This window comes from Pseudomonas inefficax, assembly GCF_032164165.1.
Taxonomy (GTDB): Bacteria; Pseudomonadota; Gammaproteobacteria; order Pseudomonadales; family Pseudomonadaceae; genus Aquipseudomonas; species Aquipseudomonas inefficax.
In genome coordinates this window covers 3,543,741-3,559,085 of the sequence record NZ_CP134401.1, presented here as the reverse complement: position 1 = coordinate 3,559,085, position 15,345 = coordinate 3,543,741, and the positions used below count along the sequence as shown (strand labels likewise).

The window sequence follows — 15,345 nt, the reverse complement described above, 5'->3', positions numbered from 1 at the left end:
GGACCTTGGCGTCAAAGCGTGTTAGCGGTGCTTATGGTTTCGTAGGCAACAGGCCTGTACTTCAGACCAAGTCCATTTGGTGCGGAAAACGCGGAGGGGGGTCCGCCCGGTATCGCCGTTTGGCGAAACTTGACGAAGTCAGCAAAAAGGAGCGCTGGGGCTTCCTTCAATCCTGCGACTCGCAAGCAGTGCCGAACGGAAATTGGGGGCGATTGTAGATAGGTCGCCAACCCTTGACTATGACTTATTGAGCAACAGTCCTTTACAGAATCCGTAACAATACTGCTCAAAAATTCAACTTCGCGACAGTTTGTCGCACCCCGCTTGATAGGCCCCAAAGCCGCATTCTGCAAGGCCTCTAGGTTGATCTGGATCAAGCGGGGAGCGGATTTCCCCTCTTCTCATGCGGCGTAAAAGACCCCATGCAATTCGGGACTTTTGTCTAAGCCCGGCGTCGGTTGCGATAGATCCCGAGCGGAACCAGGACAGCTGTCAGGACGAACGCCACCAGCGCCCATTGCGCCAGCGACAGACCGAGGATCGGCGGGTACGGCGTGCTGCAGAAGCCGTCGACCTGGAACACCAGCGGCCAGAGCTTGGCAAGCGGCAGGTCGTCCACGATCGGCTGCAGGGTGTCGATGCCGCAACTGACCATGGGGTTGGCGAGTATATACACATGGTTGCCGGCCGCAACGATTCCGCCAATGGCGCTGAGCACCACCAGTGCCTCGAAGAAGGTGAGGCTACGGCGCCCGGGCATCGCCGCGGCGATGAAGGCGAACACGGCGATGAACAACAGCGCATAACGTTGCAGGATGCACAGCGGGCATGGTGCCTCGCCCAGGACCACCTGCATGTAGAGGGCGCCACCGATCAGCGAAATGCAGATCAGGCCCAACAGTACCAGAAAGCGCCGTTCCCGATTCAGGCGCGATGTTTGTTCGTTCATTGCCGATTCCTTCGATGGATAGTGGCAGCGTGATCCGCCTGCCTGGCGCAAGTCTACACGCTGGGCAGGGCCTTTGAGCGTGCCGAGGAAGCGGCGTGATAGCGCTGCGCAGGGCTATCCGGTGTGGCTGAGACCGGCCGCAACGACGTCGGTTCAACGCCGGGCGGCAAAAAAGCGGCTGCCCGGATGCCGCGCAGGGGCAAGCCCCCTCGACACCCGGGAGTGAAGGATACCGTGATTAAAGGAGGATTAAAGATGAAAGCTGCACAGTCGCTTTCATCTCTCCTTTATATTGGCAGGAACATGAGGTGCGGCCCAGCCGCTGGCAAGCCAGCCCCCAGGCGACGAATGCGATCGACCGTTTCGTTCTCGATTACCCACGGGCGGGAGCAGTGCCGCAAGAGAGCTGGCTTGCCAGCGGCTGGGATGAATGTTTCATGAGCCTGTGCCGGCCCTTTCGCGGGTAAACCCGCTCCCACAGGGATCGCACAGGTCTCAGGCGCTGTGGGTTACCTGTGGGAGCGGGTTTACCCGCGAAAGGGCCAGTGCAGGCGCTACATCACTCCAGCGCAGCCGCCGGCCCGAAGAACTCGTAGCGGCTCTGCTGCTCTGGCACACCCAGGCCCTTCAACTGGCGCTTGACCGCCGCCATGAAGCCCTTGGGCCCGAGGAAGTAGGCATCCACGTCACGCTCCTGCGGCAGCCACTCGGCCAGCAGGTCCTCGCTCAGCAGGCCCACGGCATCGGCCGCGGCACCGCCCTGCGGCTCTGCATAGCAGTAGAAGCGCTTGAGCTGAGGGTGACGCTCGGCCAGCTCGTCGATCCAGTCGCGGAAGGCATGCACGGCGCCGTTACGGGCGCAGTGAATGAAATGCACCTCACGCTGGGTTTGCAGTGCCGCCTGCAGCATTGGCAGAGTCGGGGTAATACCCACGCCACCGCTGATCAGCACCAGCGGCTTGTCGCTCGCCGCCAGGGTGAAGTCGCCAGCCGGCGGGAACAGCTGCAGGGTATCGCCCACCGCCAGCACGTCGTGCAGGTAGTTGGAGACCTTGCCACCCGCCTCGCGCTTGACGCTGATGCGGTATTCCTTGCCGTCGCACAGCGCCGACAGGGAATAGTTTCGGCGCTGCTCGGCGCCGTCGATGTCCAGCTTCAGGCCGATATACTGGCCAGGCTCGGCCTTGAGCACCGGCTTGCCATCCACCGGGGCAAAATAGAACGAAACGATTTCGCTGCTTTCCTGCTCACGCCGTACCAGGCGGAATTCACGGGTACCGCGCCAGCCGCCTTCGGCTTCTTCCTTCTGTTTATAAAGGTTCTCTTCCGCGCCGATCAGAATGTCGGCCAGCTGGCCATAGGCCGCGCCCCAGGCGTCGATCACGGCGGGGGTGGCGATTTCCTTGCCCAGCACTTCTTCGATGGCACGCAGCAGGCAGCTGCCGACGATCGGGTAGTGCTCCGGCAGAATCTGCAGGGCAACGTGCTTGTTGATGATCTGGCCGACCAGGCCGCCAAGCTGCTCCAGCTGGTCGATGTGGCGGGCATACATCAGCACGCCGTTGGCCAGGGCGCGCGGTTGGTCACCGCTGGCCTGGTGGGCCTGATTGAACAGCGGACGCACTTGCGGGTACTCGCTGAGCATCATCTTGTAGAAGTGGGTGGTCAGCGCTTCGCCGCCGCTTTCCAGCAGGGGGACAGTGGCCTTGATGATTGCACGTTGTTCGGCATTGAGCATTGCAACAACTCCTGAGCCTGTGGCTTCAAATGACTGCCCGAGCTGTTACATCAATCATGCCAACTTTTATCTCCAGGAAAATCAGGGGGTTGACGCAGGTCATGTCAAAACGACCCACCCCAACGTATAGTCATATCGACCCACAGGAGTCCATATGACCACGAAGCCCCTGCTCACCACTCTGCTGCCCTTGGTCAGCGACCTTTCCCGTGACTTGCCCGACCAGGAACGCTATCGCCGCCTGCTACAGGCCATGCGTGGGCTGCTGCCCTGCGATGCCGCCGCGCTACTGCGCCTGGACGGTGAGTGGCTGGTGCCGCTGGCGGTGGACGGCCTGAGCCCCGATACCCTGGGCCGGCGCTTCCGGATCAGCGAGCACCCACGCTTCCAGATCCTGCTCAGCAGCCCGGAACCCACCCGCTTCGCCAGCGACTCCGAACTGCCCGACCCTTACGACGGCCTGGTCAACGCCCCCCATGCCAACCTGGAAGTACATGACTGCATGGGTTGCCCGTTGATGGTCGACGAGCGCCCTTGGGGCCTGGTTACCCTCGATGCGCTGACCCCTGGGCAGTTCCAGAGCCTGGAGCTGGGCGCCCTGCAGGCCTTCGCCAGCCTGGCCGCCGCCACGGTCACCGTGGCCGAGCGCATCGAGCACCTGGCCCTGCGCGCGGAAGACGAACACCACCGCGCGGAGATCTACCGCCAGGCCAGCGGCCAGGACAAGGAGCTGATTGGCCAGAGCCCCGCGCACAAGCGCCTGGTGGAGGAAATCCGCCTGGTCGGTGGTAGTGACCTGACCGTGCTGATCACCGGTGAGACCGGGGTCGGCAAGGAGTTGGTGGCCCAGGCCCTGCATCAGGCCAGTAACCGCGCTGGCAAACCGCTGGTAAGCCTCAACTGTGCCGCCCTGCCCGACACCCTGGTCGAAAGCGAACTGTTCGGCCATGTGCGCGGTGCCTTCACTGGCGCCCATGGCGAGCGCCGCGGCAAGTTCGAGCTCGCCAATGGCGGCACGCTGTTCCTCGATGAGGTCGGTGAACTGCCGCTGACGGTGCAGGCCAAACTGCTGCGGGTGCTGCAGAGCGGCCAGTTGCAGCGCCTGGGCTCGGACCGCGAGCACCGGGTGGATGTGCGCCTGATCGCCGCGACTAACCGCGACCTGGCGGCAGAAGTACGCGCTGGCAACTTCCGCGCCGACTTCTACCATCGCCTCAGCGTATACCCGCTGCACGTGCCGCCGTTGCGCGAACGTGGGCGCGATGTGCTGTTACTGGCTGGCTACTTTCTCGAACAGAACCGCTCGCGCCTGGGCCTGAACAGCCTGCGCCTGAGCAGCGAGGCCCAGTCTGCGCTGCTGGCCTATGACTGGCCGGGCAACGTGCGTGAACTGGAACACCTGATCGGTCGCTCGGCGCTCAAGGCGCTGGGCCAGCATTCCGACAGGCCGCGCATCCTCACCCTGGAGGCCATCGACCTGGACCTGCGCGCAACGGTAACGCCCGGCACCCCGCCCTCCCCTGCCGCGCCCCTGCCGGCGGCACCGCTACCCGAGGGGGGCCTGCGCGAAGCCGTCGACGACTACCAGCGCCAGGTGATCGAGGCCTGCCTGCAACGACACGAAGATAACTGGGCAGCGGCTGCCCGGGAACTCGGCCTGGACCGCGCCAACCTCAGTCGCCTGGCCCGTAGGCTCGGGCTGCGCTGAGTAGGAATCCTGGGGGCGCTTTGCGCCCCATCGCGACACAAGGCCGCTCCTACAAGGGACCGCGATCCCCTGTAGGAGCGGCCTTGTGTCGCGATGGGCTGCAAAGCAGCCCCAGAATCCCCACGCCCGCTAAAGCCCGACCAAAACAGGCCGATAACCGGTTATCCCCTGTTCCCCACGAAGGTCACCATGGCCACGCAAAATGCCCGCGCGGATTCGCTGTCCCTGCTGCTGTTCACCCTGCGCAGCGGCAAGTTGATGGCAATCAACCTGCTCAAGGTCAGCGAGATAATCCCCTGCCCGCCGCTGACCAAGCTGCCCGAATCGCACCCTCACGTGAAAGGCGTGGCGACCCTGCGCGGCAATCCGCTGTCGGTCATCGACCTGTCCCGCGCCATCGGCGAACGGCCGCTGGCCGACCCTGACGGCGGCTGCCTGATCGTCACCGAGATCAGCCGCTCGCGCCAGGGCCTGCATGTGCAGGCGGTCAGCCGCATCGTGCATTGCCTGAGCACCGACATCAAACCACCACCCTACGGCTCGGGCAGCCGCTCGTTCATCACCGGCGTGACCCGGGTCGACAACACCCTTGTTCAGGTGCTGGACATCGAAAAAGTCATCCACGCCATCGCCCCGCCGGCGCCCGAACAGCCTCACGGTACCTTGGACGAGGAAGACGCCAGCCTGCTGGCCGCCGCCAACATCCTGGTGGTGGACGACAGCCAGGTGGCCCTGCAGCAGTCAGTACACACCCTGCGCAACCTTGGCATCGAATGCCACACCGCCCGCAGCGCCAAGGACGCCATCAACGTGTTGCTGGAACTGCAAGGCACCGCGCAGGAAATCAACGTGATCGTCTCCGACATCGAAATGAGCGAAATGGACGGCTACGCCTTCACCCGTACCCTGCGCGAGACCCCCGACTTCCAGCACCTGTACATACTGCTGCATACCTCGCTGGACAGCGCCATGAGCAGCGAAAAGGCGACCCAGGCCGGGGCCAATGCCATCCTCACAAAGTTCTCCTCGCCGGAGCTGACCGATTGTCTGGTGGTGGCGGCGCGTACCGTGGTGTTCGCCGAGCGCTGATATATTCGGAGACAAACTCCCCGGCTTGCCGCCGGGGTCGAGTCGGGCATAATTCGCGCCCCTCGCAAGTAATTTGCCGGAATCGCGTATGAAGTTTCTCAGCTCTATCCTGATCACTTGCGCCCTCGTCAGCGGTATCGCCCAGGCCTCCAGCAGCCAGGCCTGGAACGAACAGCGCCAGCAGATGCTCAAGGCTTGCCTGGCCGCCAGCCAGTTCAAGGATGCCCACGCCCGCAGCAAGCCCGCCGAGTTCGATGACCAGGTCGGCATGAGCGCCCTGCTGATCGAAGGCGTCTACCCCCAGAAGCACATGCAGCAGCGTACCGGTACCGAGCTGTGCCTGTACGACCGCCAACAGCAGCGCGCCTTCGTCAGCGAATGGAGCCCGGAGGTCAAGTGACCGACAGCCTGCGTTTCGCCTGCACCGGCTGCGGCAAGTGCTGTACCGGCCACCACGTGCCCTTGACCCTGGCCGAAGCGCACCGCTGGGCGGACAACGACGGCCAGGTGGTGGTGTTGATCGAAGCCTTCGTGGCGGACGGCCCTGGCATGCCGGTAGAACAGCGTGATCATGTGCTGCGTCGTTCATATCCCGTGCCCTGCGGCGACAGCGAAATACGCGTCTCGGTGACCTTCGCCGCGTTCAACCCCGGACGCTGCCGCAACCTCGACGACAACGACCTGTGCACCATCTATGACCAGCGGCCGCTGGTATGTCGCATCTACCCGGTGGAAATAAACCCGCATATCCCGCTGCGGCCGGGCAGCAAGGACTGCCCGCCGGAAGCCTGGCAGCAGGGGCCGGAGCTGATCCACGGCAGCCAACTGGTGGATGCCGGGCTGGAGGCGCTGGTGCAGGCCTCTCGCCAGGCCGACCGCGAGGACATCGCCGCCAAAGTGGCGGTGTGCCAGGCGCTGGGCATGACCACCAGTGCGCTCAAGGGCAACGGGTTTACTGCCTACTTGCCTGACATGGGCGCGTTCAGCGCGGCCCTGGCCCAGGCACCGGAGGCTGGCCGGGTACAGTGGGCCCTGCATGTGGAGGACACGGCGCTGGTGGCGAGTTTGCAGGAACATGGTTTGCGCACCACTAACGAGCCCCCGGTGTATTACGCCTTCATCAGCTTCTAGCGATGCCTTTGACGGGGCAACTGTCCTGTTCCAGATCTATGAACCGACGCCAGCTCTGTGGGAGCGGCTTTAGCCGCGAACACCGGCGCAGCCGGTGCCATGCTCCGCGTTGGACTCTTCGCGGGTAAACCCGCTCCCACAGGGTACGCGGATCGCCCTGCTGATCAGCTCTGTGCGCTACAGCGGAGCGCAAAAGGCGAGCGATTTCCTGCGGCGCAGGCGAAACTGACAGCGCTGTCAGCCAGCAGTCACGCTGCCGACCCGGTCCGGGGACTATAAGCTTGAATACAGACAACCGCTCCCCACCCATCTGGCCAAGGTGCCCGCACTAATGCGACGACCGCCCCGCCCTGTCATCCTCGCCGCCCTGGCGCTCCTTGTCCTGGCGGTAGCGGGCATCTGGTTCGGCCATCGCCAGCCAGCACCTGCCGCCCGCGCGCAAACCGCCATCCCGGTGCGCGTGGTGAATGTCGTGCAGCAGAACGTGCCGCGCTATGCCAGCGCCATCGGCTCGGTGCTGTCGCTGCACAGCGTCGAGGTGCGCCCGCAAGTGGAAGGGGTACTGACCCAGGTTCTGGTCAAGGAAGGCCAGTGGGTGAAGGAAGGCGACCTGCTGGCGACCCTCGACGACCGCGCCATCCGCGCCAGCCTCGACCAGGCCCGCGCCGAACTCGGCCAGAGCCAGGCGCAGATCCAGGTGGCCAATGTCGACCTGCAGCGCTACCGCCTGCTGAGTACCGACAACGGCGTGTCGAAGCAGACCCTCGACCAGCAGCAGGCCTTGGTCAACCGCCTGCAAGCCACGGTCAAGGGCAACCAGGCAGCCATCGCCAATGCCGAGGTGCAGCTGTCATACACGCAGGTCCGCTCGCCAGTGACCGGTCGGGTGGGCATTCGCAACGTCGACCCGGGCAACCTGGTGCGTACCAGCGATACTCGCAGCCTGTTCAGCGTTACCCAGATCGACCCGATCGCCGTCGAATTCGCCCTGCCGCAGCAAATGCTGCCGACCCTGCAAAGCCTGCTGAAGGCGCCCACCCCGGCACTGGTGCAGGCCTACATGGATGCCGATGGCGAACGCAACCTGCTCGGTGAAGGCCACCTGGCACTGATCGACAACCAGATTTCCGCCACCACAGGCACCGTTCGGGTAAAAGCCGAATTCGACAACAAGGACGGCCGCCTTTGGCCGGGTCAGCTGGTCACCATCCGCTTGCGTACCGCCGTGGAAGAAAACGCCCTGGTGGTACCGCCGCCTGTGGTACAGCGCGGCGTCGACGGGCACTTCGTCTACCGCCTGGACGGTGACAAGGTCACCAGTGTGCCGGTCAAGGTGCTGTATCAGGACAGCGGGCTGAACATCATTGCCGGAGTCAAGCCGGGCGAGCGACTGGTGCTCGATGGCCAGTCGCGGCTCAAGCCTGGTTCGCGGGTCGAGGTAACCCCCGACGCCCCCGCGCCTTCGGAAATGGCCGACCGCCGGGGCCAGCCATGAACACGCGCAACGGTGTTTCGGCCTGGTGCATCGACCACCCCATCGCCACCCTGCTGCTGACCTTCGCCCTGGTGCTGCTGGGGGCCATCGCCTTCCCGCGCCTGCCGGTGGCCCCCCTGCCGGAAGCCGACTTCCCAACCATCCAGGTCACCGCCCAACTGCCTGGCGCCAGCCCGGAAACCATGGCCTCGTCGGTGGCCACGCCGCTGGAAGTGCAGTTCAGCGCCATTCCCGGCATGACCCAGATGACCAGCAGCAGCGCACTGGGCTCGACCAACCTGATCCTGCAGTTCACCCTCGACAAGAACATCGACACCGCCGCCCAGGAAGTGCAGGCGGCCATCAACACCGCCACCGCGCGTCTGCCACAAGACCTGCCCAACCCGCCGACCTGGCGCAAGGTCAACCCGGCCGACAGCCCGGTGCTGGTGCTGACGGTCAGCTCCAGCCAGATGCCCGGCAACGATCTCAGCGACTACGCCGAAACCCTGCTTGCGCGCCAGCTGAGCCAGATCGACGGGGTCGGCCTGATCAACATCACCGGGCAACTGCGCCCCGCAATTCGCGTGCAGGCGCAACCCGAGAAACTGGCCGCCATCGGCCTGACCCTGGCCGACTTGCGCCAGGCCATCCAGCAGACCAGCCTGAACCTGGCCAAGGGCGCGCTGTACGGCGAACACAGCGTGTCGACCATCGCCGCCAACGACCAATTGTTCCATCCCGACGACTACGCCCAGCTGATCGTCTCCTACCGCGACGGTGCACCGGTGCACCTGAAGGATGTGGCCAAGGTGATCAATGGTGCCGAGAACGCCTATGTCAAAGCCTGGTCCGGCGACCAGCCCGGGCTGAACCTGGTGATTTTCCGCCAGCCTGGCGCCAACATCGTCGATACCGTGGACCGGGTACTGGCTGCCCTGCCCAGGCTGCAGGAGATGCTGCCAGCCTCGGTCGAAGTGTCGGTGCTGCAGGACCGCACCCAGACCATCCGTGCCTCGCTGCATGAAGTGGAGCTGACCCTGATGATCGCCGTGGCCCTGGTGATCGGGGTAATGGCGCTGTTTCTGCGCCAGTGGTCGGCGACCCTGGTGGTGTCCAGCGTGCTCGGCGTATCGCTGATCGCCAGTTGCGCGCTGATGTACATCTTCGGCTTCAGCCTGAACAACCTGACCCTGGTGGCCATCGTCATCTCGGTGGGCTTCGTGGTAGACGATGCCATCGTCGTGGTGGAAAACATCCACCGCCACCTGGAGGCCGGCGACGACAGCCGTACTGCCGCGCTCAAGGGCGCCGGGGAAATCGGCTTCACCGTGGTGTCGATCAGTTTCTCGCTGATCGCCGCGTTCATCCCGCTGCTGTTCATGGGCGGCGTGGTCGGCCGGCTGTTCAAGGAGTTCGCCCTTACCGCCACCGCCACCATCCTGATTTCGGTGGTGGTTTCGCTGACCCTGGCGCCAACCCTGTGCGCACTGTTCATGCGCCGCCCGCCCGGAGAGCACAAGGGCGGCTTCGGCGAGCGGCTGGTCAGGTGGTACGAAAAGGGCCTGGACCGCGCCCTCGCCCATCAGCGCCTGACCCTCGGCATGTTCGGCCTGACCCTGGCCCTGGCGGTGGCCGGTTACGTGGGTATCCCTAAGGGCTTTTTCCCGCTGCAGGACACCGGCTTCATCCTCGGCACCAGCGAGGCGGCAGCGGATGTGTCGTACCCGTCGATGATCGAGAAGCACCAGGCGCTGGCCAGAATCATCCAGGCCGACCCGGCGGTGCGCGCGTTCTCCCACTCGGTGGGCGTCACCGGCAGCAACCAGACCATCGCCAACGGCCGCTTCTGGATCGCCCTCAAGCCGCGAGGCGAACGCGATGTGTCGGCCAGCGAACTGATCGACCGGCTGCGACCCAAGCTGGCTCAGGTGCCGGGCATCGTCCTGTACATGCGTGCCGGCCAGGACATCAACCTCAGCTCCGGCCCGTCACGCACCCAGTACCAGTACGTGCTCAAGAGCAACGACGGCATGGCGCTTAACCTGTGGACCCAGCGGCTGACCGAGCGCCTGCGGGAAAACCCGGCGTTCCGCGACCTGTCCAACGACCTGCAACTGGGTGCCAGCGTCACCCGCATCGATATCGACCGCCAGGCCGCGGCACGTTTCGGCCTGACCACCACCGACGTCGACCAGGCGTTGTACGACGCCTTCGGCCAGCGGCAGATCAGCGAATTCCAGACCGAGACCAACCAGTACAAGGTGATCCTCGAACTGGATGCCCGCCAGCGCGGCAAGGCCGAAAGCCTCAACTACTTCTACCTGCGCTCGCCGCTGAGCAACGAGATGGTGCCGCTGTCGGCAGTGGCCCATGTGGCGCCGCCCAGCACCGGGCCGCTGTCGATCAGCCACGATGGCCTGTTCCCGGCGGCCAACCTGTCGTTCAACCTGGCCCCGGGCGTGGCCCTGGGCGATGCGGTGACCATCCTTGAGCGCACCCAGCGTGAGCTGGGCATGCCCGACTCCATCAGCGGCAACTTCCAGGGCGCGGCCCAGGCCTTCCAGAGCTCGCTATCGAGCCAGCCGTGGCTGATCCTGGCAGCGCTGGTGGCGGTGTACATCATCCTCGGCGTGCTGTACGAAAGCTTCGTCCACCCGCTGACGATCATCTCCACCCTGCCCTCGGCCGGCCTCGGCGCACTGATCCTGTTGTGGGCCATGGGCCAGGACTTCAGCATCATGGGGCTGATCGGCGTGGTGCTGCTCATCGGTATCGTCAAGAAAAACGGCATCCTGCTGATCGACTTCGCCCTCGAAGCCCAACGCCGCCAGGGCCTGACCCCGGAGCAGGCGATCCACCAGGCCTGCCTGACGCGCTTCCGGCCGATCATCATGACCACCCTGGCCGCCTTGCTCGGTGCGGTGCCGCTGATGTTCGGCTTCGGCACCGGTTCCGAACTGCGCCAGCCACTGGGCATCGCCGTGGTTGGCGGCCTGCTGGTGAGCCAGGCGCTGACGCTGTTCACCACCCCGGTCATATACTTGGCCCTGGAGCGCCTGTTCCACCGCCGCCAGGTCGCCCATGCGGCGGCGCCCAGTGCCAACCAGGACTAGACCATGCGTGTGCTGATCATCGAAGACGAAGAAAAAACCGCCGACTACCTGCATCGCGGCCTCAGCGAGCAAGGGTTTACCGTCGACCTGGCGCGGGACGGCATCGATGGCCTGCACCTGGCCCTGGAAGGTGACTACGCAGTGATCGTGCTGGATGTGATGCTGCCGGGCCTGGACGGTTATGGCGTGCTGCGTGCCCTGCGCGCGCGCAAGCAGACACCGGTGATCATGCTGACCGCCCGTGAACGGGTCGAAGACCGTATCCATGGCCTGCGCGAGGGTGCCGACGACTATCTGGGCAAGCCGTTTTCCTTCCTCGAACTGGTTGCCCGCCTGCAAGCCCTTACCCGGCGTAGCAGCAACCATGAACCGTTGCAGGTGCAGGTGGGTGACCTGTGGATCGACCTGATGGCGCGCAAGGCCACGCGCGCCGGCCAGCGCCTGGAGCTGACGGCCAAGGAGTTCTCGCTGCTCAGCGTGCTGGCCCGCCGGCAAGGTGAAATCCTGTCGAAGACGGCGATTGCCGAGCTGGTCTGGGACATCAATTTCGACAGCGATGCCAACGTCGTCGAAGTGGCGATCAAGCGCCTGCGCGCCAAGCTCGACGGGCCTTTCGACAACAAGTTGCTGCACACCATCCGAGGCATGGGCTATGTCCTGGAAAACCGTGCGGGGTAATTCCATCGCGCTGCGCCTGTCGGCGCTATTCATCCTGGTGGCGCTCGGCGTGTTCCTGCTGATCGGTTCGGCGCTGTACCGCCAGGTCGACCGCAGCCTCGACCTGCTGCCACAGGCCGAGCTGGATGCGCGTTTCAGCGTGCTCGAGTCCACCCTCAACCGCTTCGGTACACCGGAGCACTGGGCCAAGATCAACAACAAGCTCAACCTGCTCAGCGAAGAGGACAAGCGCATTCGCTTCTGGGTGGTCAGCAGCAACCCGGCCTACGAATACGGTCACCCCAGCGAGCTGGTCCGCGCCTTCGCCGAAGGCGCGCAGGGCATGCGCGACCTGCGCCTGCCCGACCGGCCCTACCCTTACAAGGTGCTGGTCAGCGAACTGCCGGCACTGGGCGAGCGACCGCCGCTGCGCTTTCTGATCGGAATCGACACCGAAACCTTCTGGCAGGCCCAGCACAGCCTGCTGGTGGCAATTGTCGGGCTGGCGGTGCTCGGCGTGCTGCTGGCCTCGCTGCTGGGCTACTGGGTGGCGCGCATCGGCCTGCGCCCGCTGCTGGCGTTGTCCGTTGAGGCCCAGGCGCTGGCGCCACCGCGCCTGGACGGGCGCCTGCAGACTGAGAACCTGGCACCGGAGCTGGCCCAGTTCGCCGGCGCCTTCAATGCCGCACTGGACCGGGTCAGCCAGGCCTATACACGGCTCGAAGCCTTCAACGCCGACGTTGCCCACGAATTGCGCTCACCACTGACCAATCTGATCGGCCAGACCCAGGTGGCGCTGACCCGCGGGCGCAGCGCCGAGCACTACTTCGAAGTGCTGCAATCGAACCTTGAGGAACTGGAGCGCCTGCGCAGCATCATCAACGACATGCTGTTCCTGGCCAACGCCGACCAGGGCAGCAAGGCCACTGCCCTGACCCAGGCCTCGCTGGCCGAGGAGGTGGCGACCACCCTCGACTACCTGGACTACATTCTCGAAGACGCGCAGGTCAGCGTGAGCGTGAGCGGCGATGCCCAGGTGCCCATCGAAAAGGCCCAGCTGCGCCGGGCGCTGATCAACCTGCTGAACAACGCCGTGCAGCACACCGCACCGCACCAGGTGATCGCGGTGCAGATCGCGGACGGGCCGGAGCAGGTCAGCATCGCCGTGAGCAACCCGGGGCCGGCGATCGACGATGAGCACCTGCCATTGCTGTTCGAACGCTTCTACCGGGTGGATGCGGCACGTAGCAACAGTGGTGGCGGTAACCATGGGCTGGGGTTGGCGATCGTCAAGGCGATTGCGCTGATGCATGGTGGGGAGGTGTTTGTGCGTAGTGCCGCTGGGTTCAATACATTCGGCATCCAATTGCCAGTTCTGAGGCCTGCGCGGTCTCTGTAGGAGCGGCCTTGTGTCGCGAAAGGGCTGCGTAGCAGCCCCCGGCAATTGTTGCTGTGGCACAAAACCTGGGGCCGCTTCGCGCCCCATCGCGACACAAGGCCGCTCCTACAAAGGGCCGCGGAAGTGCTCTAGGCTGGGGGTTTGCGGCGAAAGTCCAATTGCTTTTTTCAAAGATAATTACCTTTTGCGCAACAGTGCTTATCGCACTTCGCTCTGTTTCAAGTGCATTGAAAGGACTAACTTTACCCCTGTCCTCATTAGCACTTGCACCGCAAGAAGGTAGTTTCAAATGTCCAACAGTATGGGTATTGCCAGCGTCTTCGTCCTGTCTTCCCTGTTGTTGTCGCCCCTGGCCATGGCCGAAGAATCCAAGGCTTTCGTCACCCGTAATGCCGAGTTCGCCGCGGTCCACCAAGAGGCCCGCGAAGCCGTAGCCGCACAGCAGGCCGACGCCGCAAAAGACGCAAACCAGACCGCTTCCAAGGTTTCTGTCGATGCTAACGCCGACAGCTGATCAAGCGCTGTCGCTGCTCCCGTTTTCCCTTGGCTACACCATGGGCACCACCGGTGCCGATATGTTAGCCTTTTAAAGCCGCTGCCGATCAGCGGCTTTTTTTATGTGCTTCAACTATCAGCCAGGCTGTAACGTTCACGTATAAGAAAGACGCACATTCGAAAATAAAAACTGCCCCACCGCCAGACCCAAGGAGCTAGTACCGGTGCCTTCCGCGTTTCGTTTTACCCCGCTGTTCATTGCGTTGACTGCAACGATCCCTTTCGCCGCTCAGGCAGATGAAGACAAGGCTGATGGCTTCATCGAAGGCTCGTCCTTCAACCTGCATTTCCGTAACGCCTACTTCAACCGCGACAACCACAACGCCGGCGTGCGCGACACCCGCGAGTGGGGCCAGGGCGCGGTTGCACGCTTCGAGTCGGGCTACACCCCGGGCGTGGTCGGCTTTGGCTTGGACGCCCACGCCATGCTGGGCCTGAAACTCGACGGTGGCGGCGGCCATGCTGGCACCAGCATTCTGCCAACCCACCAAAAGAACGAAGACGAACTGGGTGCTGCCCCGCACTCGTTCTCCACCGCCGGTGCCGCAGTCAAGCTCAAGGCGTTCGACACCGAGCTGAAAGCCGGTGACCTGTTCCTTACCAACCCGGTGATCGCCGGCGGCGAGACCCGCATGCTGCCGCAGACCTTCCGTGGTGTGAGCCTGACCAACACCAGCATCGACGGCCTGCTGCTCGAAGGCGGCCAGGTCAGCTTCACCAAGCCGTACAACCAGAGCGGCCACCGCCGCATCGACACTTACTACGGTTCGCTGGGCGAGCATGACAAGAGCAAGCACCTGAACTGGGCCGGCGCGTCATGGAGCGGTACCCCGAACATCACCGCCAACCTGTATGCGGCCGAGCTGAAGGACATCTGGAACCAGTACTACGCCGATTTCGACTACACCTACGTGGTCAGCGACCTGGTCAGCCTGAACCCGGGCGTGCACTTCTATCACACCCAGGACACCGGCCAGGCCCTGCTGGGCAAGATCGACAACAATACCTACAGCGTGCATTTCACCGTCAACGCCGGGTTCCACAGCGTCACCGCCGCCTACCAGCGGGTCAACGGCAACACGCCGTTCGACTACATCAACCTGGGCGACAGCATCTACCTGGACAACTCGCGCATGTACTCGGACTTCAACGCACCGAACGAGCGTTCGTGGAAGCTGCAGTACGCTTATGACTTCGCCGGCATGGACATTCCAGGCCTGACCACGGTGCTGTCGTACTCGCGGGGTGAGGCAGACCTGACCAAGGCCGTCCAGGACACCACCCACTACGATTACTACCGCGCCGATGGCAAGAACGCCACGCACTGGGAACGCGACCTGGATGTGAAGTACGTGTTCCAGGAGGGTGACCTGAAGGACCTGTCGGTACTGGTGCGCTATGCCACCCACCGTGGCAGCCAGGGTTATGCGTCGATCGACAGCAACAGCGACAACGATGAATTGCGGGTGATCGTGGATTACCCGTTGAACGTGTTCTGATCCAGGACCGCAAGCTAAAGATCCAACCTG

Annotated in this window: 12 protein-coding genes; 10 read left to right on the top strand and 2 right to left on the bottom strand. The window is 64.0% G+C overall.

Annotation, left to right across the window (positions count from 1 at the left end; genetic code table 11):
• Positions 1-442: 442 nt before the first annotated feature.
• Positions 443-949: a disulfide bond formation protein B gene (locus RIN61_RS16005; RefSeq protein WP_112252038.1), complete on the bottom strand. Its 507-nt coding sequence runs from the start codon at positions 947-949 to the stop codon at positions 443-445.
• A gap of 559 nt (positions 950-1,508) precedes the next feature.
• Entirely contained in the window at positions 1,509-2,687 is a 1,179-nt protein-coding gene (gene hmpA, locus RIN61_RS16000) for an NO-inducible flavohemoprotein (protein WP_075043809.1), read from the bottom strand.
• Between the two features lie 154 nt (positions 2,688-2,841).
• On the opposite strand from hmpA, the gene norR reads away from it, so the two are divergent.
• From norR to RIN61_RS15950, 10 genes are all read left to right on the top strand, one after another.
• On the top strand, positions 2,842-4,395 hold the full coding sequence (gene norR, locus RIN61_RS15995) for a nitric oxide reductase transcriptional regulator NorR (RefSeq protein ID WP_112252037.1): 1,554 nt from the start codon (positions 2,842-2,844) through the stop codon (positions 4,393-4,395).
• A gap of 189 nt (positions 4,396-4,584) precedes the next feature.
• Entirely contained in the window at positions 4,585-5,484 is a 900-nt protein-coding gene (locus RIN61_RS15990; RefSeq protein WP_112252036.1) for a chemotaxis protein, read from the top strand.
• Positions 5,485-5,572: 88 nt separating this feature from the next.
• Entirely contained in the window at positions 5,573-5,884 is a 312-nt protein-coding gene (locus RIN61_RS15985) for a hypothetical protein (protein ID WP_112252035.1), read from the top strand.
• On the top strand, positions 5,881-6,615 hold the full coding sequence (locus RIN61_RS15980) for a YkgJ family cysteine cluster protein (protein ID WP_313852818.1): 735 nt from the start codon (positions 5,881-5,883) through the stop codon (positions 6,613-6,615). The genes RIN61_RS15985 and RIN61_RS15980 overlap by 4 nt, the downstream gene beginning before the upstream one ends.
• Positions 6,616-6,946: 331 nt before the next feature.
• Entirely contained in the window at positions 6,947-8,110 is a 1,164-nt protein-coding gene (locus tag RIN61_RS15975) for an efflux RND transporter periplasmic adaptor subunit (protein ID WP_112252033.1), read from the top strand.
• The gene (locus RIN61_RS15970) at positions 8,107-11,205 is read left to right on the top strand and encodes a multidrug efflux RND transporter permease subunit (RefSeq protein WP_112252032.1); all 3,099 of its coding nucleotides are present in this window, start codon (positions 8,107-8,109) and stop codon (positions 11,203-11,205) included. Before RIN61_RS15975 ends, RIN61_RS15970 begins: the two co-directional genes overlap by 4 nt.
• Before the next feature lie 3 nt (positions 11,206-11,208).
• A complete protein-coding gene (locus tag RIN61_RS15965) occupies positions 11,209-11,883 on the top strand; it encodes a heavy metal response regulator transcription factor (protein WP_025337735.1) in 675 nt (224 codons plus the stop codon).
• On the top strand, positions 11,858-13,261 hold the full coding sequence (locus tag RIN61_RS15960) for a heavy metal sensor histidine kinase (protein ID WP_215520296.1): 1,404 nt from the start codon (positions 11,858-11,860) through the stop codon (positions 13,259-13,261). Before RIN61_RS15965 ends, RIN61_RS15960 begins: the two co-directional genes overlap by 26 nt.
• A gap of 289 nt (positions 13,262-13,550) precedes the next feature.
• On the top strand, positions 13,551-13,775 hold the full coding sequence (locus RIN61_RS15955; RefSeq protein ID WP_085705421.1) for a hypothetical protein: 225 nt from the start codon (positions 13,551-13,553) through the stop codon (positions 13,773-13,775).
• A 205-nt stretch (positions 13,776-13,980) separates the two neighbouring features.
• Positions 13,981-15,315, top strand: a complete 1,335-nt coding sequence (locus RIN61_RS15950) for an OprD family porin (protein ID WP_207879420.1) — start codon at positions 13,981-13,983, stop codon at positions 15,313-15,315.
• The last annotated feature ends 30 nt before the right edge of the window (positions 15,316-15,345 follow it).